The organism is Exiguobacterium sp. s189 (assembly GCF_018617615.1).
GTDB lineage: Bacteria > Bacillota > Bacilli > Exiguobacteriales > Exiguobacteriaceae > Exiguobacterium > Exiguobacterium aestuarii_A.
This window is the reverse complement of the sequence record NZ_JACSKM010000005.1, coordinates 80,475-99,708: the sequence shown is the minus strand read 5'-3', so window position 1 is coordinate 99,708 and position 19,234 is coordinate 80,475. Positions and strand designations below refer to the sequence as shown.

The following is a 19,234-nucleotide window of genomic DNA, read 5'->3' as shown; positions in this document are numbered from 1 at the left end:
GTTCTGCACCAACTTTCTGTCCTCCTTTTCAAATGAACACCCCTCGTTCATATCATGTATTGGAGTCAACCGATGTCATCGATTGACTCCCTTTTTTTGTCTGATCTAAAATCGAATACGTTTTTCTTTTGCTAATCGTTTTAATCGTTTTGTTTCATCCGTATGGCCATGGCTCTCTAAGAAATCGACGTAGACACGGAACGGTTCGGAACGATGTGAAAAAAAAGGGATATACTCTGAAAATAGCTTCTGTTCGGCTTCTTGTAAGTTACCTTCGGCGACGAGGAGACGGAGCTCTAACATTTTAAGAGCTTGATAGTTTTCAAGTGCGGTATCTTCTGTCTGGGATTTTTCTAACATCCGCTCACACAGTTTGAGAATGCGTGCGTGAAGAATCTTTCTCGTGTTGGCTTGGCTGTGTTCAATCGGCAAGGTTGATAGTAAATCGATTCGTGTGGAATCCACGTCTTTTGGCACGTGGAGGGCAGTATATAAAGCGCGGTCAATCCAGACGGTATCAATCGGTGCGTCTAGTTGGTAGTAGTGGATGAGTTTTTGGAGCATCGTGACTTGTGAGATTTTCAATAGGCGAAACGGGTCGCTCGTTGAAAAGAGAGGTTCTTCTCCGGCTGACGTTGACAGAAGATAAAACATCTCTTCATACATCGTGCGTGCCTCAGTATATTCTTCGGCATAGTGGGCTAAATCACGAATGATCTTTTTGGCGTGGATATACCAATTTTTTTGATCACGGTCGGACATGACTTGATTGGGACGAATATATAAATGTTCATATGCTGAATCGACAAAACGTTCAGCTAACGTAATCGTTTGTGAGAGCGAATGACGCTCTTCCGAATGTTTTTTTTCTTTATAGCGTGTGAACTGGCTGATCATAAAATCAAAGTCTTGATCATCAATCACATCTTTTGGAGTATGACGATACATCTCGACCAATAAATCACGTAGAGTCGCCTCACCATATTGCTCCAACAACATGCGTAATTTTCCGATGCGCATCAGCTCTCCTCCTTTCATTCATACTTGTTGTATGCATCTCTGATTTGGGCAAACACCAATTAATATTCCTTTCCCGGATTTCATCTGAAACAATCATATGGTCTCATGCTTAAGACGGATTTTCCTTAGAAACGTTGTCAGATCAATGCGGGTTCGGGATAATAGAGAAAAATTGATAAAGTTGAGGATTGAAAATATGAAAGATGATCAACGTTTATCGCGTGTAGAACGTAGAAAGCGCGAACTCGAACAACAAGAACTCGAAGCGTCTCGTTTGAATGGTGAACGATCTTCAGATGAGCCATCGAATATAGAAGAGCCATCGAATATAAATGAAGCATGGCGACAGAATCGACAAGGGGAAGGGGCTCCTGTTCAATCGGAGCACCCGTTCTTGAACGAGAAATCAACGGATTCATCGAAGCCGAACTACGGAACATCAAAAAAGCGGAAGAAGCGTATGCCGCGGATTCCGTCATTCTCAAAATCGAAACGAAAGACTTCTCAATCAAAGTCGAATCATGCGACGCAACAATCGAAACCGGCAAAATCTCCGAAACAAGAAGTCGATCATTCGTCCAAACCATCAAATAAACGAAAGCGTAAATGGAAAGGGAAAGTGGCCCTTCTTCTCATTTTCCTGTTGCTTGTCGGAGGGTATGTGGCGACTTCCCCGTTCACGTTCCTCATTATGGGAAGTGACGCACGGGTGGGGGAATCCCTCTCGGGGTCCCGCACAGATTCTCTACAATTGATGGAATTTGTCCCTCGTTCACGTACTGTTCAAAACGTGTCGATTCCACGCGATACGTATACGGCCATTCCATGTGAGCCAGACCGGGATGGCGATAAAATCACCCATGCTTTCGCTTATGGTGGTGCAACGTGTACGGTAGGTGCTGTTGAAGGACTGACCGATGCGTCGGTTGATGGACAAGTCGTGATCACATTTGAGTCGTTCATGGAATTGATCGATTTGATTGGTGGTGTCAATGTGACGGCAACACACTCGTTTAGTGAGAAAGGGTTCAACCAGACGTATGAGTATACAGAAGGTGTCTCTTACGCAATGGATGGAGACATGGCACTTGCCTATGCGAGACACCGTAAGTCGGATACGGACGGTGCCCGTTCGAATCGTCAAACCGAAGTTATGACAGCCGTCGCAGAAAAATTGGCTAATCCTTCGGGCTGGACGAAGATTCCGGCAACGTATCGTTTCATGAAAGAGGAAATGGGTCTTGAGATGAATGTCTTACAAATGGCATCTGTCGGTCTGACGATGATCTCGAACCCGGACGTGAATAAGATGCAAGTTGAAGGGCAAGATGCCTATATCAACAACGTCTATTACTACGAACCGTTAGAAGAGAGTGTGCAATCCATTCGGGATGCCCTTGATTTATCGATGTGGGGAACGGTCAGATAATTTTAAGAAAAGGGTTTGATTCTGACTTGAAAGAGGAATTTTAAACAAATGAACTACTCTTTTGAGGAGGGAAATTTGAATGAAAGTATTAGTCATTGGAGCAACAGGAAAGATCGGGAAACGTGTATTGAAAAGTCTAGCGAAGACCCATCAAGTGACCGCTTTAATTCGTTATCCTGAACTACAAGCAGAGTACGAGAAAATGGGTGCGCGCGTATTGACGGTTGATGTCGAGAAAGAACTTGAGAAAAAGGTTCATGAGGCGACAAGTGGACAAGATGCAGTCATCATTGCGGCGACTGCTGGCGCAGACGGATCGAGTACCGAAATTGAACTGCTCGACCGAAACGTCGCGATGAACGCGATTGATGCTGCTAAAAAAGAACGAGTACGTCACGTCGTCTTGCTCAGTGCATATGGCGCGGACCAACCGAATGCCGCACCAAAGGAACTCTTTAACTTTCTGTCAGCCAACAATGCCGCCGACGAATACATCGAACATAGCGGTTTGAACTATACGATCATTTGCCCAGTGACCATTGTCGATGAACCGAGTAAAGGTTCCATCGAAGCATCTGAAGACTTGAACGATGCGGACGGTGCGACGATTTCCGAGACAGATGTCGCGACTGTCATCTCTGCATCTCTTGACAACCGTGGACTATACGGTCGCCGAATCGAAATCAAGTCGGGTAGTACGCCGATTAATGAAGCGCTTGATTTTGAAGGCCGTGGAGAAGTGGCAAACGGAGGTAGAACGACGTTGCGCCGACCACAACGATCATAACGAGTTGAGGAGAAGATGATATGGAACGAAAATTGTATAAAGATCAGAATAATAAAATGATTGCCGGGGTTTGTTCAGGGCTTGGGAACTATTTAGGAGTGGACGTCACGATCATGCGTGTTCTGTTTGTGGCAATGGCGCTCTTAGGTGGTCCAGGGCTTCTGATTTATATCGTTCTGGCCATCATCATGAAAAAGCCGCCATCAGAATATGAGGCGGAACAAGAAGATCGTTTTTAATGAAAACAAGCAATCCGACAGTCATGTCGGATTGTTTTTATTTTTCGATGTATAAGGTGTAGCTTGCTTCGAACGTCTCGTTTGGGGCAAGGAGCTGAATCCCTTCTTTGTGTAGAAAATCTTTTCGGTGTCCTTTATAATCTGCGTGACCGAACCACGGTTCAAGACAAACGAATGGAGCATCCTTATGGGGTGGTGACCAAATGCCAAAGTGAGTAAATGAAGGGCTTTCCATCACGATTGCCGTTCCTGACGGTTGATGACGTAGCGCGGCGTACTCCACATTTTCGAAAATCAATGCATCGTCGTCAAATAGAGAACGGGTAAGCGGAATGTATTGCCGTTCGCCTAGTGGTTGATAGGCTCCTGTCAAATAAGGTCCTTCTAATAGATAGCGGTCAAGTGTACGTACTTCTCCGAAGTCGATGGTATAGTCCTCGAACGCACCATCCTTGAAAGGGATGTTGAATGCGGGATGACCACCGATACTGAACGGTAACATGGTTTCACCCGGGTTATGGACACGATAGGTGACAATGACTTCTTCTCCTACAAGTTGATACGATATGTTCAGAGTAAACGGGAAAGGGTAATGTTGACGTGATTCAGGAGTATCTCTCAAGGTGAAACGAACGGAAGTTTCAGTCGATGATTCGATGTCGAAAATTGCGTCACGAGCAAAGCCGTGTTGACTCATCGTATACGTATTGCCTTCATATACATATTGATCATCCAATAATCGCCCGACAATCGGGAAAAGAATAGGGGCTTGCCGTCCCCAATACGTCGGATCACCTTGCCATAGATACTCTTTTCCGGAGACTTTCCAACTGGTCATTTCTGCACCTTGTGCTTTTAACGTAATCTGAACTTTTTCGTTTTGAAGTTGCACAATACATACGCTCCTTTGCGGTTTATGATAAGTTAAGTGTAGAAATCTTAAGTAAAACAAACAAGGGGTAAATGATGCGCTTACAAAGAATCGTAATCGGAACGCTCATCCTTCTACTGATTGCTGGGCTCGCCTATAAAGGCTACGAAGAATATATGATGACACAAAACAAAAGCGAAGCGGTTCCCATCGTTCAAAATGAATCGGTATTAGGAGGGCTCGAAGTGGGGCAACAAGCTCCGGAATTCACCTTGAATACGCTAGAGGGGGAGAGTCTGACCCTTTCACAGTTCCAAGGACAGCCGGTAGTCATTAATTTTTGGGCTTCTTGGTGCCCGCCTTGTCGAGATGAGTTCCCTGAACTGGTTTCGTTTGAAGAAGCGACAGGCATTCCGGTTCTCGGTGTGAATGTCACCAAAAATGAACGACGAGGAAAAGCGGACGTCGAGGCTTTTTTACAGGAGTACCCGGTTGATTTTCCAATCTTGTTAGATGAAGAAGCGGTCGTAGAGCAACAGTATCGTGTCGTCGCTCTACCGACAACGTACGTGTTAGATGAACAAGGGGTCATTGTTGCGAAGCGGACAGGTCCCGTCGACGAAGCGTGGATTCAGCAACAAATCGAAAAGACGTCAATGTGATATTTCAAAAAAGCTGAACGATCTGCCCTCGCAAAAAGGGCAGATCGTTCAGCTTTTATAGTGTTGCTTGATCAATGCATCAAAATTTGGGGTCATATCTTCTTCAAGATAATAATGATGATTGTCTCGAATGATTGTATCACCAACACGTGCTTCGGAAGGTAGGAATCGTCTAGGAATGAAACTTGAGCCGTTATTCCATCTCAATACGGCATATTTTCCCTCGATTCGCACCAATGTACCGTACTTAATCATGCCTCTTCCTCCTCGACGAGCAGCTTCTGTCTCTTTTTATCCTTACATCATGTATTCCCACATTCCACAAAAGCTACACATTTTTACGAGTGTCTGTCTAATCGGACAAGGGAAGTTATTCCAAGAAACGCAAAAGGATAAATTTGATAAATGTGAAGGAAGTTTGAAGAAAACGCTTTCTTTTTTTAAAATGGTCTTCTATAATGAAAGCACGGGGTGATTATGACGAAACTGTGAACAATGGGGGGATGGTCATGTTTTCTTCTGCAATGATTGGGTTACTCGCTCTGACGGGAGTAACGATCTATGGGGTTGACCGTATGTTCACGGTCCGCTCAGAACGCGTCACAAAGAAATAGGTCTACATAGGGGGAAATCGCAACGTCTTGGGGAGACGTTGCGATTTTTTTAATAGTCTTGTTGACGAGACCGGCGATCGGTCTCTTTTTGTTCCACCATTTTTCGATTACGTTCATGGACACGATCGAAAAAAGAATGTTCTGGCCACATAGGAGACCAGTGGCGCTCTTCGGGAAGTTCTAAGATGTATTCTTCTGCCGCACTCAAACGTTCAATCATCTGACTACGATTGTCACATAGGTCACCATGTCCAGGCACGAACCATTGAACTTCATATTCATAAATGAGGGTTTGCAACGTTTGTAATGTTTCGAGATATGCGGTCGGATCATGCTCGATAAAAGGTGGCTCGATATTCGAACCGTAATCTCCGCATACGAGTAGGTGCATCGGCTCGATTAGAACAGATAGGTGAGTTGCATCATGGCCAGGTGTCGGGATGAACGTAACGGGTAACGATCCAAGTAGAAGTGTCTGATTCGGTTGGACCACGATATCGATTTCAGGTTTTTGAATCGGGCGATTGATGTAGTGCTGTTCATAGAACTCACGAATCTCATCGAGTTGATCGGATGAGTCCGCATCTACAAACGCCTGTGAGGCAATCGTTGTCGCATCCTTAAAACCATAAGCCCCGATAATGTGGTCGAAATGATGATGGGTGAAGATGACGTAAAGAGGGCGATTATCTCGTTTTAGCTCGATATCCCGACGAATCGTGGCGATTTCTTCAGGAAGCCATGTGGGGTCAATCAAAAGAATGGCGTCTGGTGTATCGATCAAGGTCGATGTCGTTCGCATTAATGCACTTTCGTAAATCGTGAATGATTGAAGTTTCGCTTGAATCAAAAGAGTTCCTCCTCATCTGATTAGAGTCATTCACTCTTTTCCCCAAAACAATCGAAGGAACAACAAAAAAGCAGAAAGTCAGAAGACTTTCTGCTTTTGCAAGGTCTCAACCGTGCATTGTATGTGTGCGAGAACCTCTCGCGTATATGTCGATATTGGAGCGGGTGAAGAGAATCGAACTCTCGTCATCAGCTTGGAAGGCTGAGGTTTTACCATTAAACTACACCCGCATGAAGAAAAAAATATGGAGCGGGTGAAGGGAATCGAACCCTCGTCATCAGCTTGGAAGGCTGAGGTTTTACCATTAAACTACACCCGCGTTACGTCTTAACGTTACTTTGATATAATAGCATATCAGATTCTATTTGCAAACCCTTTTTTAAAAAACTTTTTAGGTTGCAGAATCCTATCCACAACGAAGATAATAGAAAAAAGGGGAGAAAATCAAATATGAGTGAACGAAAATCATATTTACAACTGATGGGCGAAGGATTTCGAATGTTGAAACAGTCCAAACAAACGGATCAAACAGTGTCTCTTCGAAGCTGGACGTTCTCAATTCATCATGACAACGAATGGTATGTCGTGTTACGTTCGAATCGGGTCAAGTGGGTCGGATTGCCGAGTCATACATTTGATATTGCTCTTGATTCGATTCAAATTGGGAATCTTCGAATCATACGTCACCCTGAATCGAACGAAGTACGTTTGACAATCGATGAAGAATGGGGATTGGAAAATAAGGTTGTTTGTGACAACCTAGAATGGGAAACATTCGTCGATGCGCTCAAACAAGTGAAGGGGGAGTAAGTGTGAGTGGAGAGAGGTTGTATCGAATGGAAGCGGAAGCACGAGGCAGTGCTTGGCGGGCACGGGTTCTGACAGGGATTCAGCGATTTCGATTTTACAAAGGCGAATTGCTCGCACCATCGAACCGGCCGTATGTCGTATTGAGCATTTCGCAAGATGAAGGGTCTTTACCTGATCTGATTGAAACCGATATGGGCATCCTCTTGATTCATGAGCGAGTCAGTCCAATCTTTATGAATGTCTGTCCATATGACGTTCAGCTCGTCCGTGTCGAGCTTCATACAAGTACAGGGAAGACAGATCGGTACTGCGCGCTTAATGTGCTCCGACGCTTTGAAATCGAATACCTCGAACACTCGAACGAATTTCGCCCGTTGAGTACGGATCGATTCTATTTCCTATCCAATCAGACGGTTCGAATGAATTTATTTGGACATATGATTGCCCAAGATGTAAATAGCCAACGTCTTTATGTGACCGAACGACTAAAATATGCACTACAAGCAAAAATGGTCACAGGACTGGCATTTAAGCAAGTAAAGGAGAAAACAGCATGAAAGAGTATGAAATTGATGGGTGGTTCCGCCTGACGTATCCGGAACATTACGAATACAGTGAAGAAGAAGACTACGTGAGCTTCTATTCAACAGAAGAGGATGCGCAAGGAACGCTTCAAATCTCCATCTATGAGTCTGAGGATTCACAAGAACCAAGAGAAGCTGTCTTACGCGAGTTAAACACCTTTTTAGGAGAATTCCCGATCGACGTAAAAATTGCGCCAAGCGTAACTGACGAGACGGGTGACATGACGACGGCTTATGCAAGCGGGATCGAAGACGGGATGCATCTAGATGTGTGGTCGTTGACGGACGGAAAACGCCTTTTATTCATGACGTACGTTGCCGATCAAGTGACGAATGAAAAAATGGAGATTGAATCCATCATCGACTCAGTCGAATGGACATAAAATGAGACACGACGCCAAGTTAGAGGCGCGTGTCTCATTTTTCATGTCTACTTATCTTATTTGTTTCATCCACATGAGTATGTCTGACCATACTTGTTCCCGGTCCGCTTCACGCAAAATTTCATGTCGGGCATCGTCATATGTCGCCACGGACAGTTCGACGTCCGCATTGCGGTATTTTTCGATAATCCCGTTCAATCCTTCCCCGTCATGAATCACAGGGTCGTCCAACCCGGCGACGAGCAACATCGGGAGAGACTTCGGATGTTCATGAATGCGTGCGACGGTCGTGACATCAAGTGAGGCACGGGTCACTTCATGTAAAAAGCCAAGTGAGGGAAGACCTCCACAATTCGAATCATCGATATACGAATCAACTTCCTCAGGGACGCTTGATAGCCAGTCACTATCCGTTCGAGCAGGTAAAAACTTAAGGTTATAGCGCCCGAACAAAAGGCGTTCAAAGAAGCGTGATTGATGCGTGGCACCTTTACGTTTCATGACGGAAGCAATTAAACGATGCCCGACTTCACCTGCCACCCCAGGATGTGGAGGCGGAGCAACGACGATCACTCCAGCCAAGGCATGTCCCATGATTTGACCAAGTCGACGAACGAGCAGAGAACCGAAACTGTGACCTAACACATAAGTGGGGCGATCATCCTCGTAACGGTTAATTAGATATTGAGCATCCTCGACAAGTTGCGGAAAGCCATCGCCTGGAGAGAGGTGTCCATAAGTCTGTTGTTCGTGGGCGCTTGAGCCAGCCCCTCGTAAGTCGCATATGAACACATCGTATCCATTTTCTGTTAGAAAATGAGCGAACTCAATATATCTTTCATGGTGTTCAAGCATTCCATGAAAGATGAATATTTTTCCAATAGACTGCTCTGCTCGAATTTCCATTACTTCTGTCTGATATCCGTCTGGATACGTCAACTCCGAAAGAACCATGTGTCATCCTCCTATTAGAAAAGTCCGATTGCTTTTCCAGATTCATCAATGCCCATATTGAGGGCAGCCGGATGTTTCGGTAAGCCCGGCATCGTTAAAACGTTACCTGTGAGAGCAACGAGGAAACCTGCTCCTACTGATGGTTTTAATTCGCGTACCGTAATGGTGAATCCTTGTTGATAACCGAATTTGGAAGGGTCGTCCGATAGAGAAAACGGTGTCTTCGCCATACAAATCGGTAGGTCTGCCCAACCTTTCTGTTCAATCTCAAGCATTTGTTTTTTAGCTTTTGCTGTGAACGTGACATCGGCCGCTCCATATACTTCCCGGGCAATCGTTTTAATCTTTTGTTCAATCGAATCGGTCAATTCGTAAAGTGGTGATAGTTTACTTTCGTTTGACTCAACCGCATCAATGACAGCTTCAGCGAGTTGTTGCCCACCGAGTCCGCCGTTCGCCCATACTTCGCTCAGTGAAGCACGAATCTCATGTGCTGTGCACCAATCAAGTACCGCTGCGATCTCTTCTTCGGTATCTGAATTGAAACGATTTAAGGCAACGACGGTCGGAAGACCGAGTTTTTTCATCGTGTCGATATGTTTCGCAAGCAGTTTCATCCCTTTACCGACTGCACCGACATTCTCAATATGGAGCTGGTCTTTCGCCACGCCGCCATGCATCTTCAAAGCACGAACGGTCGCAACGAGTACAACTGCATCTGGATTTAACTCCCCGACACGAGACTTGATATGACAGAACTTTTCAGCTCCGAGATCGGCTCCAAACCCGGCTTCTGTCACAACGTATTCTCCTAGTTTTAATGCGGTTTTTGTCGCAATGAGCGAGTTGCAGCCGTGGGCGATATTCGCAAACGGCCCCCCATGGACGAGGGCAGGGGTTTGTTCAATCGTCTGAACTAAGTTTGGTTTGAACGCTTCTTTCAACAGCAATGTCGCAGCCCCAGCAGCGCCGATTTGTTCAGCAGTAATCGGTTCTTGTTGGTGATCATAAGCAACGACGATTCGCTTAATCCGATCTTCAAGGTCTTTCAAAGAGTCTGCGAGACAAAGGATCGCCATAATTTCAGAGGCGACAGTAATATCGAATCCTTCTTCACGTGGTACGCCATGAGCAGGACCGCCGAGACCGACAGTGACGTGACGAAGGGCGCGGTCGTTCAAATCGAGCACGCGCTTCCAAACAATTCGACGAACATCGATGCCAAGGTCGTTTCCTTGATGAAGATGATTGTCAATCATGGCGCTGATCGTATTATGAGCTGACGTGATGGCATGCATGTCTCCTGTGAAGTGGAGGTTGATGTCTTCCATCGGAAGGACCTGACTGAAACCACCGCCAGCCGCTCCGCCTTTTAAGCCCATTGTCGGTCCGAGTGAAGGTTCACGGAGACAGACGATTGCCTGTTTATTCAATTGATTTAAGGCCTGGCCGAGTCCGACCGTTACCGTCGACTTTCCTTCTCCTGCTGGCGTTGGATTGATGGCTGTAACAAGCACAAGTTTTCCATCTTTTTTTGTATTCAGACGATCGAGGACATCGTAAGAAAGTTTGGCTTTATATTTTCCATAAAGATCAAGATCGTCTTCCTGAAGTCCAATTTTTGCTGCAATCTCTTTAATGGGCAATGTTTTAGCTTGTTGCGCGATGGTTAGATCGGATAATGGTTTGGTTGTTGTCATAGGGAAGTACCTCCGTTTTCGAACGATGTTTATTTATATGTCGGTTAATATTCGGTTTTAACGTTTTTGAGTACGAAAGGAATCGATTGATATCCAACCCGTTCGTAATATCATTGATTTTATCATAACTCATCAGATCGTGAAATTCATTCATTCCGTTCAATATTTTCCACCCTTTCCGTCAAATGTATCCGTTTTCATAAAAGATTCTTCACGATACATTGATAGTGGAGGCGATACACATGACTGAAACTTCGAAACGGATGAAACGAAGACGAAATTGGAAGAAACCAGCGAGTTTTGTAGCATTTGTCGGACCTGCTTTTTTAGCGTTCGTCGCGATCGTGCTCATTCCGTTCTTCAATGGGATTTACTATAGTTTTACGGATTGGAACGGTGTGACCGGAGAATTGAATTTTGTCGGATTTGATAATTATCAGCGATTGTTCCTTGAAGACGAGCAGTTCCGCGCTTCATTTTGGATAACGACCAAATATACAATCATCTCTGTCTTACTGACGAACATCGTTGGATTCTCGTTGGCATTGCTGTTGACGATGAACATTAAAACACGAAATTTCTTGCGTACAATCTTCTTCATGCCGAATTTGATCGGTGGATTGATTCTCGGATTCATTTGGCAGTTCATTTATGTAAAAGGCTTTGCCTCAATTGGAGCGTTGACGGGTTGGAGTTTGTTTGAACTACCGTGGCTCGGGGATGCGCAAACAGCATTCTGGGGAATCGTCATTGTCGCCATTTGGCAAGGAGGCGGTTATGTCATGGTCATCTACATTGCGGCGCTACAAAATGTACCGACGGATTTGATGGAGGCGGCTCGGATTGACGGAGCCAACCGTTTCAAAATGCTTCGTCACATCACGTTGCCGATGATTATGCCGTCCATCACCATCTGTTTATTCTTGACGATTTCTTGGTCGTTCAAAGTGTTTGATACGAACTTATCACTCACAAACGGCGGACCGTTCAAATCAACAGAAATGCTGGCGCTAAATATTTATACGGAATCTTTTGTGAATAATAACTATGGTCTTGGGTCAGCGAAAGCGGTCATCTTCTTCTTGGTCGTGGCTGCGATTACGGTGACACAAGTGTACGTGACGAAGAAACGGGAGGTAGAAGCATGACGACTGAGAAATTGGAACATGTCGAGAGAAACATAGAGAAAACACCGAAGCGCGTTCCGCAACGTCCACTTCGCCCGGGAACATATTCTTGGAATCTTGGAATCATTGAGCTTGTCGCCATCTTGCTTGGACTTCTCTATTTGGTCCCGTTCTATTACGTTGTTGCCAATTCGTTTAAATCGATGGCTGAAATCTTTACGAACACATCGGCGTTGCCGAATGAGTGGTTGACGTCAAACTATACGGAAGCATGGGAAGCGATGAATTATGGACGTGTGTTTTTAAACTCGCTGTTCATTACAGTCGGGGCGAATGCAATCATCGTCATCTTCACATCGATGGCAGCATGGAAACTTGTTCGGACAAAGCATTGGATTTCTACGATGATTTTCTTCTTATTCGTGGCAGCGATGGTCATTCCGTTCCAATCGATCATGATCCCGCTTGTGAAAGTCTCAAGCATTCTCGGGTTACTCAACAGTCATTGGGGACTGATGGTCATGTATCTCGGATTCGGTTCTGGAATCTCCGTGTTCCTATACCACGGATTCATGAAATCGATTCCCGAAGAGATTGAAGAAGCCGCAATCATCGATGGTTGTTCAACATGGGGCGTCTTTTGGCGCATCGTCTTCCCATTACTCAAGCCGATCACGGTGACAATCGTCATCTTGAATAGCCTATGGATTTGGAACGACTTCTTATTGCCATCACTTGTTCTCCGTGATGTGGAGTTGCGGACCATCCCGCTCGCGACGTTCTATTTCTTTGGGCAGTACACGAAGCAATGGGATTTGGCGTTAGCTGGTTTAGTGTTAGGAATCGTTCCACTTTTAGTCTTTTTCTTCGGTATGCAAAAACATATCATCAAAGGGATTACAAGTGGCTCGATTAAATAACCCTCCCAAGGGAATCCTCCGTTCGCTACACGGAGGATTAATTTTTTTTGAAAAAAGTCGTTGACATTAGTCTGAATATTTATAATAATGAACTCAATTCAATTGTGAACGACGTCGAAAGGACGAGTACACGAAGGTAGTGAGTCAAGCGATCCGGGGGTGGTGTGAGCCCGGTCTTAACCCTTCGTCGAAAAACTTCCTGGAGTCGCTACCCGAACGCTTTGCCAGTAGACGTAGCCGGACCGCTCCCCGTTATCGGAGTTACGAGATGATTGTCTCGAAAAAGTGAGTAGATTCGTCTACTAATTTGGGTGGCACCGCGGAACCGAAGTCTTCCGTCCCATATTCAATGGGAATGGAGGGCTTTTTTTCATGGCTTCATTTTCAAATATTCCACAATTGGAGGAAACGGAAAATGACAACAGCAACAAGCACGATGAAGGAAAGACAGCAGACAATCGCAACAGTTAAGGCACTCTTCGAGGAGAAAGTCTCACGTGAACTCGGACTCACGCAAGTGCAGGCACCACTATTCGTTGAGTCAGCAAGTGGTGTCAACGACCATTTAAACGGCGTGGAGCGCATCATTCAGTTCGATACGATGTATCCAGGACATGAACTTGAAATCGTTCAATCGCTTGCGAAATGGAAACGTGAGGCACTCGGACGTTATGGATTCGGAGTCGGAGAGGGGTTATACACGCAAATGCGCGCCATTCGCCGTGATGAAGAACTCGATGCGACACACTCTCTCTTCGTTGATCAGTGGGACTGGGAGCGAGTCATCGCTCGGGAAGAGCGGACGATGGAATATTTAAAAGCAACGGTCGAGTCAATCTATGCGGCACTCCGTGAAACAGAATCGGAAGTGGAAACAACGTATGGCATTGAAGCGATTCTTCCGGAAGCCATCCATTTCATCACGAGTCAGGAGTTGGAGGATGCGTATCCGACGATGACGCCAAAAGAACGTGAAACGGCAATCTGTAAAGAGTACGGTGCCGTCTTCATTTCACAAATCGGAGATCTTCTCGCTTCAGGCATGAAACATGATGGGCGAGCGGCGGACTATGATGATTGGTCACTCAACGGAGACATTCTCGTATGGCATCCTGAACTCGAATCAGCTTTTGAACTGTCGTCGATGGGTATTCGTGTCGACGAAGTGGCACTTGATGCGCAACTGAAGAAAGCGGATGCGGAAGAGAAACGTGCGTACCCGTTCCATCAAGGGGTACTCGAAGGAACGCTCCCACTCACAATCGGAGGTGGAATCGGGCAATCGCGTATTGCGATGTATCTCTTACGCGCTCGTCATATCGGCGAAGTGCAAACATCGGTCTGGCCGCAAGAAGTCATTCAGTCGTGCAAAGAAGCCGGCATCAGCTTGTTGTAGTATAATAAGAAGAAACACGGAACAGGACTCGGTAAAAGAGTCCTGTTTTTCTGTGCAACATTTTCCACCCTATTCGTCAATTTTGACACCTACATTGTGGAAGCGTTTTCATTTAAAGTTGAATTTGTAAAGAATGGATGAGATTAAGGGAGGAAATGAGATGAAACGGAAGTGGAAATTGTCGACAGCGGTCATGACGGCAGGGATGGTCTTATCACTCGCGGCTTGTGGTGGCGGATCGCTCACGGATGAAGGTTCTTCTGAAGGGAATGCAGATAGTGGTGACAAGAAAGACGTCACGTTAAATGTCTTCCAGTTCAAAGCGGAGATCGCCAAAGATCTTGAAGCGATGGCGAAAGAGTATGAAGAAGAGACTGGCGTCAAAGTGACCGTTCAAACGGTCGGTGGCGGTGCGGACTATGGTGCGGCCCTCAAGTCTCAATTCGCTTCGGGCAATGAACCGGACATCTTTAATAACGGTGGCTTCACAGAAGCACAGACGTGGAAAGACAAGCTCGAAGACTTGTCGAGCGAGAAATGGGTCGGTGATTTGACGGAAGTCGCCAAAGAGCCGATGACGATGGATGGTAAACTTTACGGAATGCCGATGAACCTCGAAGGATACGGTTTTATTTATAACAAGGCATTGTTTGAAAAAGCTGGCATTGATGAGTTACCAAAAACACTTTCTGAATTGACTGCAGCAGCAGAAAAATTAGAGAAGGCGGGCATCACACCATTCTCTGTCGGTTATGCAGAGTTTTGGATTTTAGGCATTCATCTCTTAAATATTCCGATGGCGCAGCAAGATGATCCGGATGCGTTCATTCAAGCACTGAACGAAAATAAAGCGAAGTTTGAAGACAACGAACAGTTCCAAGAGTTTTTAAAGCTGTTTGATTTGACGATCAAATACGGGAATAAGAATCCATTGACGACAGACTATAATACACAAGTCACACAGTTCGCCCAAGGAGAGACAGCGATGCTCCAACAAGGAAACTGGGCACAACAGATGATTCTCGATGTGAATCCGGATATGGAAATGGGCTTTGTTCCAATCCCGATCAATGACGATGCCGAGAAAATGGACCGTCTTCCGGTTGGTGTCCCGAACAACTGGGTCGTCAACAAGAACTCGCAGTATAAAGAAGAAGCAAAAGATTTCTTAGAGTGGATGGCGACATCTGATACTGGGAAAGACTATATGGTCAACAAATTCAAGTTCATCCCTGCATTCAAGTCGATTGAAGCGAACGACCTCGGACCGCTCGCAGATGACATTCTCGCATATTCGAATGAAGGAAAGACCATCTCGTGGAACTGGTTCAAGTATCCGGATGGTGCGGTGAATGAATACGGTGCCCTCATGCAGGCATATGTCGGTGGACAAAAAACAGGTGAAGAGATGCTTCAAGACTTCACGAAAGTATGGCAAGACAAAGTGAAATAAGCGACGCACAGACGGTGAAACGACCCCTTCACCGTCTGTGTTTTTTTTATGAAGAAACTGTCACAAGAATCCCATATAAACTACACACATACCTACGGGGGTTTCAGTAGAATAAGTGATGTAAGCGGTTGAGAGAAGGAGGGGGCATGAAACGATTACTAGTAGGGATTCTATTTATGTGTTGGGTGCCGCATGTGAATGCGGAAGAAACGCTGACTCCATTGACCGAACCAATCGTCATCGAATCAAACGAAGTATTTGATGGGGCCGGAAAAACATATACGAGTTGTGGACATCCGGCGTTCATTCTTCGAGGAACGGGGGCTCTTCTTGAACGTGTATCGGTTCAACAGTGCGAGAGTGATCGTGTACCCGCCGTTCAAGTATCGGGTCTCGGGCACCAACTAATCGATGTGTCCATCGAATCCTCGGGCACTGGACTATTGATTGAGAATGGTTACGGCGTACGTGTCATTCGAACATCAATTCAAGGAAACGGACAGGCAGATGGCATTGTACTTCTCAATAGCGAAGCGTCAGAGCTCAGAGGAGTCGTCGCGAAAGAGGTGCGAGACGGGATATACATAGAAAACGGATCTCAGCACACGATTGTGCGACCAGTCGTCTCGCATTCACGCTATGGTATTCACTTGATGTTTCCGACTGACGTTATGATTTCTGTACCTGAACTACATCATAACCTGACGGGTGCGATGATTATGGGTACGAATCGAGTCACTTTTCAAAATGGAAATGTGCATGATCAAGTCGGTGGAACGGCGACGGGACTGATGTTATATGAAGCCATCGATACAACAATTGAGAAGACGAGTATTTATGGGAATCATATCGGTTTATATGCGGAGCAGTCGACTGGGACGACACTCGAACAGAATGCAATTAATGGAAATGACATCGGCTTTCAATTGAAGCAAGCAAGAGGGATGATGATTCTTCAAAATAATCTATTGGGGAATCGAGAACCCGTAACGATGGTCGAGTCATCTGAAAACATCGTGCAAGGAAATGTGTGGGGTGACATGACCCTTGACCTGAATGGCGACGGCTATAGTGAGGTTCCATTTCGCACAGACCCCTATTTATTCTTATTGACAGATTCATACGAAGCATTCGAATTATTATACGGGTCACCCGGTCTTCTTTTACTAAAAAGTATACTAAGGAGCCCGGAAGACGTATCGTTGACAGATGTTTCACCACAAACTTATTCAGCGATGTGGAAATGGAACGGTTCGGTCTGGAATGTAGGAAGTATTTTATTGCTCATTATCATTTGGAGATTTGGGAGGAAACGACATGAAATCGTATAAACAAGTAGCAGGACTATTATCAGTAGCAGGATTATCGTTGGCACTTGGTGCATGTTCAAGTGCATCGGCAGAACCGTTTGAAATCAAATGGGGCGAAACGGAATGCGAAGTGTGTAAGATGAAAATCATGGATGAGCAGTTCGCAGCGGAAGCAATCATGGAGAATGAAAAAGGATATGCGTTCGATGATATTGGATGCTTGATGCGTGATTGGTATCCAGAACAAAAAGAAGACGATATCGCTGCCATGTATGTGAAAGATTTCAATACAAAAGATTGGGTCGAATTAGACGAAGCGATGTTTGTTTACGACAAAGAGTCGAAAACACCGATGGCTTACAATATTCTATCGTTCGCAAAAGAGGCGGACGCGGAAGCGTATATGGAAGAGAACGGCGGCGAGATGATGGACTTCGATCAATTGAAAGATCATACATGGGAACGTGGCGAGATGAACATGATGATGGATGGCGAAGGCTCGATGGACGGAATGGATCAAGATAGTGAGATGGACATGGAGATGGATACGGAAGAAGAAGGACAGTAACCGATGTCTTTATGGAGGATGGAATGGGCACGCAGCCTTCGAAAGCGAGAGAACTATGCTTTTCTCCTGACGTGGATTCTCACGCTCGTTCTACTCGGAGGACTTGGACAAGCACTACCGATTGCTGCCGACTATACGAACATCAGTGCAACGCTGATCACGGTGCTCGGTCTATTGCTTCCGCTTTTCATCTTACTGACTACAGCGATTCATTGGGGACAAGAACAAGAATCGAAACGACTAAGTTTGCTTTCGACATTTACCTATCCAAAGTGGAAATTTATTTTCATCCGCTTCAGTTCGTTTTTGATCACACAAGTAATCGTTCTATTACTGGCATTCTTCATCGCATCACTCGTCGTCGATCAATCGTTTACAACATGGGTCATCCTATTTGCCTACGCGACCGGATTAATAATGTATGCGACGGCACTCGGTACGTTAATCGGACTATTCGGTCGTACGAGAATCCGGGCGATGTTACTCGCCTTTTTAACGTGGGTCGTCCTCGTACTATTGTGGCCGACGATTCTCGTGACGATGATTTCTTTGCTTCCATACGGTATTCAGGTGAATGGAATGATCCTTGCGCTGTTTGTGAATGGATTTGATTTGATGCGCATTTGGGCCAGTACAACAGTGTCATCTCCGGATGTGTTTGGAGAGGTGTATCTCAACTGGTTAAATTGGATAAATCGCCCGATTGGATCCATCGTCGTCTGGGCTACCTTGATGACGATGAGTAGTGTCTTGTTGTGGCTTGCTTCGAAAGTGGCTTGGAGGAAAACATCATGATTCACTGTATAGACGTAGGAAAAAAATATGGCGATACGTGGTCGCTCCATCCGATTCGTGAAGAGATTACCTCAGGGCGAATTATTGCTTTATGCGGGAGCAATGGGGCGGGGAAGTCGACGCTTATAAATCTGATGAACGGAACAATCGAACCAAGTACCGGTGTCATTCAGTTGAATGGCTATACGACAACGCAACGAACGAAATACAATGAGAGCTTTGGCTATATGCCGGACGATTTCTCCTTTGATGGCACATGGACGGTTGAAGAGACGTTCGCCTACTACGCCATTTTGCAAGGCGCCCGTCCGACTGCTGAAGTTCTCAAACGGGTCGGGTTATATGAACATAAGCGCAAGAAAATCGCCGAATTATCGAAAGGGATGCGCCAACGTCTCCTCTTGGCACAAGCGCTCGTCAATGAGGCGGCTATCCTGTTATTAGATGAACCGACGAACGGTCTAGACCCGATCTGGATGCGAATGCTTCAAGATTTACTACGTGAAGAGGCGGAGCGAGGGACGACCATCGTATTTTCAACTCATCAACTAGATGTTGCAGCTATGTTGTCAGATGAAGTCTGGATGATGAGAGCGGGTTCTATTTGTGGGAAGGTGCATGTTCATGAAGAACAAGCCGCGTATGAACGTCTAAGAGAATTCTTTTTCGAATCAGAAGATGACACTTGTCAAATGGACGTGGCTCGCACAAAATAATAGACAGTTGAAGTGGTGCTCGGAACCTTCCGACGCCACTATTTTT

At 45.5% G+C, this 19,234-nt stretch carries 21 protein-coding genes, 2 tRNA genes and 1 other annotated feature; of the genes, 15 read left to right on the top strand and 8 right to left on the bottom strand.

Translation table 11 applies throughout. The features are described from left to right. Positions 1-105 precede the first annotated feature (105 nt). Complete coding sequence (locus KNO99_RS08275; protein ID WP_074033024.1) at positions 106-1,020, bottom strand: hypothetical protein; 915 nt, start codon at positions 1,018-1,020, stop codon at positions 106-108. A gap of 196 nt (positions 1,021-1,216) precedes the next feature. Here KNO99_RS08275 and KNO99_RS08270 point away from each other — a divergent pair, with 196 nt between their 5' ends. The 3 genes from KNO99_RS08270 to KNO99_RS08260 all read left to right on the top strand — a co-directional run bounded on the left by KNO99_RS08270 (position 1,217) and on the right by KNO99_RS08260 (position 3,475). Further along, positions 1,217-2,449, top strand: coding sequence for an LCP family protein (locus tag KNO99_RS08270; RefSeq protein ID WP_214747310.1), 1,233 nt, complete (start codon positions 1,217-1,219; stop codon positions 2,447-2,449). 79 nt (positions 2,450-2,528) lie between these two features. Then, positions 2,529-3,236 carry an SDR family oxidoreductase gene (locus KNO99_RS08265; RefSeq protein WP_074033026.1) on the top strand — a complete coding sequence of 236 codons (708 nt, stop codon included), beginning with the start codon at positions 2,529-2,531 and terminating at the stop codon, positions 3,234-3,236. A gap of 20 nt (positions 3,237-3,256) precedes the next feature. Continuing rightward, positions 3,257-3,475 (top strand): PspC domain-containing protein, encoded by a 219-nt coding sequence (locus KNO99_RS08260; protein WP_074033027.1) that lies wholly within the window; start codon positions 3,257-3,259, stop codon positions 3,473-3,475. 37 nt (positions 3,476-3,512) lie between these two features. Here the strand turns inward: KNO99_RS08260 and KNO99_RS08255 are convergent, their stop codons facing one another. Continuing rightward, positions 3,513-4,367 (bottom strand): aldose 1-epimerase family protein, encoded by an 855-nt coding sequence (locus KNO99_RS08255; RefSeq protein ID WP_214747307.1) that lies wholly within the window; start codon positions 4,365-4,367, stop codon positions 3,513-3,515. A gap of 74 nt (positions 4,368-4,441) precedes the next feature. Here KNO99_RS08255 and KNO99_RS08250 point away from each other — a divergent pair, with 74 nt between their 5' ends. Next, the gene (locus KNO99_RS08250) at positions 4,442-5,008 is read left to right on the top strand and encodes a TlpA family protein disulfide reductase (RefSeq protein ID WP_251130995.1); all 567 of its coding nucleotides are present in this window, start codon (positions 4,442-4,444) and stop codon (positions 5,006-5,008) included. Positions 5,009-5,056: 48 nt separating this feature from the next. Here the strand turns inward: KNO99_RS08250 and KNO99_RS08245 are convergent, their stop codons facing one another. The 4 genes from KNO99_RS08245 to KNO99_RS08230 form a co-directional block, all read right to left on the bottom strand. Continuing rightward, on the bottom strand, positions 5,057-5,263 hold the full coding sequence (locus KNO99_RS08245; RefSeq protein ID WP_015880796.1) for a DUF3006 domain-containing protein: 207 nt from the start codon (positions 5,261-5,263) through the stop codon (positions 5,057-5,059). A 408-nt stretch (positions 5,264-5,671) separates the two neighbouring features. Continuing rightward, positions 5,672-6,472 carry an MBL fold metallo-hydrolase gene (locus KNO99_RS08240; protein WP_214747301.1) on the bottom strand — a complete coding sequence of 267 codons (801 nt, stop codon included), beginning with the start codon at positions 6,470-6,472 and terminating at the stop codon, positions 5,672-5,674. Positions 6,473-6,628: 156 nt separating this feature from the next. Further along, positions 6,629-6,702: transfer RNA gene (locus KNO99_RS08235), tRNA-Gly, on the bottom strand. Positions 6,703-6,717: 15 nt separating this feature from the next. Further along, positions 6,718-6,791 (bottom strand) — tRNA-Gly (locus KNO99_RS08230). Between the two features lie 131 nt (positions 6,792-6,922). On the opposite strand from KNO99_RS08230, the gene KNO99_RS08225 reads away from it, so the two are divergent. From KNO99_RS08225 to KNO99_RS08215, 3 genes are read left to right on the top strand one after another with little or no spacing between them, the layout of a single operon-like run. After that, positions 6,923-7,282 carry a hypothetical protein gene (locus KNO99_RS08225; RefSeq protein ID WP_214696459.1) on the top strand — a complete coding sequence of 120 codons (360 nt, stop codon included), beginning with the start codon at positions 6,923-6,925 and terminating at the stop codon, positions 7,280-7,282. Positions 7,283-7,284: 2 nt separating this feature from the next. After that, positions 7,285-7,839: a hypothetical protein gene (locus tag KNO99_RS08220; RefSeq protein WP_371743056.1), complete on the top strand. Its 555-nt coding sequence runs from the start codon at positions 7,285-7,287 to the stop codon at positions 7,837-7,839. Then, positions 7,836-8,249: a DUF3805 domain-containing protein gene (locus KNO99_RS08215; RefSeq protein WP_074033032.1), complete on the top strand. Its 414-nt coding sequence runs from the start codon at positions 7,836-7,838 to the stop codon at positions 8,247-8,249. Before KNO99_RS08220 ends, KNO99_RS08215 begins: the two co-directional genes overlap by 4 nt. Positions 8,250-8,300: 51 nt before the next feature. Here KNO99_RS08215 and KNO99_RS08210 read toward each other — a convergent pair whose 3' ends face one another. Both KNO99_RS08210 and KNO99_RS08205 read right to left on the bottom strand, forming a co-directional pair. Then, the gene (locus KNO99_RS08210) at positions 8,301-9,203 is read right to left on the bottom strand and encodes an alpha/beta fold hydrolase (protein ID WP_214747298.1); all 903 of its coding nucleotides are present in this window, start codon (positions 9,201-9,203) and stop codon (positions 8,301-8,303) included. 14 nt (positions 9,204-9,217) lie between these two features. Continuing rightward, complete coding sequence (locus KNO99_RS08205) at positions 9,218-10,903, bottom strand: formate--tetrahydrofolate ligase (protein ID WP_214747295.1); 1,686 nt, start codon at positions 10,901-10,903, stop codon at positions 9,218-9,220. Positions 10,904-11,145: 242 nt separating this feature from the next. Here KNO99_RS08205 and KNO99_RS08200 point away from each other — a divergent pair, with 242 nt between their 5' ends. The 8 genes from KNO99_RS08200 (at position 11,146) to KNO99_RS08165 (ending at position 19,188) form a co-directional block, all read left to right on the top strand. Next, a complete protein-coding gene (locus tag KNO99_RS08200) occupies positions 11,146-12,051 on the top strand; it encodes a carbohydrate ABC transporter permease (RefSeq protein ID WP_074033036.1) in 906 nt (301 codons plus the stop codon). Continuing rightward, positions 12,048-12,950 (top strand): carbohydrate ABC transporter permease, encoded by a 903-nt coding sequence (locus KNO99_RS08195; RefSeq protein WP_083600080.1) that lies wholly within the window; start codon positions 12,048-12,050, stop codon positions 12,948-12,950. Before KNO99_RS08200 ends, KNO99_RS08195 begins: the two co-directional genes overlap by 4 nt. 105 nt (positions 12,951-13,055) lie before the next feature. Next, positions 13,056-13,296 (top strand) — a binding site (T-box leader). 69 nt (positions 13,297-13,365) lie between these two features. Continuing rightward, on the top strand, positions 13,366-14,346 hold the full coding sequence (gene asnA, locus KNO99_RS08190; RefSeq protein WP_214747292.1) for an aspartate--ammonia ligase: 981 nt from the start codon (positions 13,366-13,368) through the stop codon (positions 14,344-14,346). Positions 14,347-14,506: 160 nt separating this feature from the next. Next, a complete protein-coding gene (locus tag KNO99_RS08185) occupies positions 14,507-15,799 on the top strand; it encodes an ABC transporter substrate-binding protein (RefSeq protein WP_214747289.1) in 1,293 nt (430 codons plus the stop codon). A 146-nt stretch (positions 15,800-15,945) separates the two neighbouring features. Further along, a complete protein-coding gene (locus KNO99_RS08180; protein WP_214747287.1) occupies positions 15,946-17,130 on the top strand; it encodes a NosD domain-containing protein in 1,185 nt (394 codons plus the stop codon). Beyond that, complete coding sequence (locus tag KNO99_RS08175; RefSeq protein ID WP_214747284.1) at positions 17,117-17,677, top strand: nitrous oxide reductase accessory protein NosL; 561 nt, start codon at positions 17,117-17,119, stop codon at positions 17,675-17,677. Before KNO99_RS08180 ends, KNO99_RS08175 begins: the two co-directional genes overlap by 14 nt. Positions 17,678-17,680: 3 nt before the next feature. Next, positions 17,681-18,472 carry a hypothetical protein gene (locus KNO99_RS08170; RefSeq protein ID WP_214747281.1) on the top strand — a complete coding sequence of 264 codons (792 nt, stop codon included), beginning with the start codon at positions 17,681-17,683 and terminating at the stop codon, positions 18,470-18,472. Then, positions 18,469-19,188 (top strand): ABC transporter ATP-binding protein, encoded by a 720-nt coding sequence (locus KNO99_RS08165; RefSeq protein WP_214747278.1) that lies wholly within the window; start codon positions 18,469-18,471, stop codon positions 19,186-19,188. Before KNO99_RS08170 ends, KNO99_RS08165 begins: the two co-directional genes overlap by 4 nt. Positions 19,189-19,234 lie beyond the last annotated feature (46 nt).